The sequence below is a fragment of the Paraburkholderia sp. BCC1886 genome (assembly GCF_900996245.1).
In the GTDB taxonomy this organism is placed as follows: Bacteria; Pseudomonadota; Gammaproteobacteria; order Burkholderiales; family Burkholderiaceae; genus Paraburkholderia.
This window is the reverse complement of sequence record NZ_CAAJGK010000070.1, coordinates 1-1373: the sequence shown is the minus strand read 5'-3', so window position 1 is coordinate 1373 and position 1373 is coordinate 1. Positions and strand designations below refer to the sequence as shown.

1 protein-coding gene is annotated in these 1373 nt (G+C 59.3%); it reads right to left on the bottom strand.

The window, feature by feature from the left end; genetic code table 11:
- Window positions 1-94: 94 nt before the first annotated feature.
- Window positions 95-1231, bottom strand: a complete 1137-nt coding sequence (locus FQ746_RS24575; RefSeq protein ID WP_144112298.1) for an IS481 family transposase — start codon at window positions 1229-1231, stop codon at window positions 95-97.
- Between the last annotated feature and the right edge of the window lie 142 nt (window positions 1232-1373).

The window sequence follows — 1373 nt, the reverse complement described above, 5'->3', positions numbered from 1 at the left end:
CCGCTTTCTTTTGCCTACTTTTCTTTGCGGCGGTGTATGGACTCAGGACATAGGTAACACCCGTGCCGGGACATGGGTAACACTTTTCAGGCAGTCATATCGTCTTTTCAGGATTGATGGTGGCGAAGTGATGATGAGCAAAGTACAGGTCGTAGCAGTCAGGTTGCGTCAGACTCGGGCGAATGGCAACAGGCAGATTGTCCAGCGCGTTCGATACCTTGAAGCGCTGTGACATGAATCGCAGCTCGCCGTTGACGCGTACCCGTACGACGGTGTCGCTATCGCCATAGACGATTGGCGGAAGGTGTTCCGGATAGGCTCTCTCGCTCGACCTGTAACGCGTGACGGGCGTGGCCATGCCGAGTGCCTGATGCGGGCGCTGTGTGTTATAGACCTGACGCCATGCATCGAATGCGTCCTGCGCTCCGCGGAAACTGGTGAAGCTGCGCCTGCTGAGCAACTCAGCCTTCAGGGTTCGGTGAAAGCGCTCGTCCTTGCCGTTGGTCTGTGGATGGGCACGGCGACTGTATGACAGCCTCACGCCCAGACGGATCAGCCAGATGCCCAGTGCGGTGAGCTGTCCGGGGCGCGAAGGACTGCCCCATGGCGAGCCGTTATCGGCATTGATGCGTAGCGGCAGCCCGTAACGGCGGAACGCATGGCGCAGCCGCTGGCGTACCACTTGCGTGTCAGTGCAGCCACAGGCGTCCAGCACCATGCTGAAACGGGAATGATCATCGAGTACGGTCAGTGGCGAGCAATGCCGTCCATCGACCAGTTCGAACCAGCCTTTGAAATCCATCTGCCACAGGTCGTTGGGCTGTTCATGCTCGAAGCGTTGCCAGCGTGTGGCGGCTTCCGATGCCTGCGGCGTGATCAGGCTGTGACGATGCAATATCCGGGTCACCGTGCTCGCGGTAGGCACAACCGGTTCGCCCAGATCATGCAGACGCCGCTCGATCTTGCGCCCGCCCCAGACATGTTCGCCGCGTAGCGCAATGACGCGCTGTTCGACTTCAGGCGACGTACGTGTCGGGCTCGACAAAGGACGGCGCGAGCGGTCCTCCAGGCCTGGCACACCCGCCTCACGGTAACGGTTGAGCCATTTGTAGCCTGTCTTCGGACTGATCCCGAAGCGCCGGCACAACTCTCGATGGTTTCCGCCTTCAGGCAGGGCCAGCAGAACAAATTCCAGACGTAGATTCACGGTGTCTCTCGGGTTCCACGACATGGCCAGCTCCGGAAATTTTGCATTTCCGGAGTGTTACCCATGTCCCGGTACACCTGTTACCCATGTCTCCAGTCCATACACGGCGGCAAAGAAAAGTAGGTGCCCCCCCGCACAGGGGGAACGCTAATAGACCACTAACAAA

Bases quoted from the DNA above. Each gene is read 5' to 3' on its own strand.
- FQ746_RS24575 (WP_144112298.1), bottom strand. From the start codon at position 1,231: ATGTCGTGGAACCCGAGAGACACCGTGAATCTACGTCTGGAATTTGTT.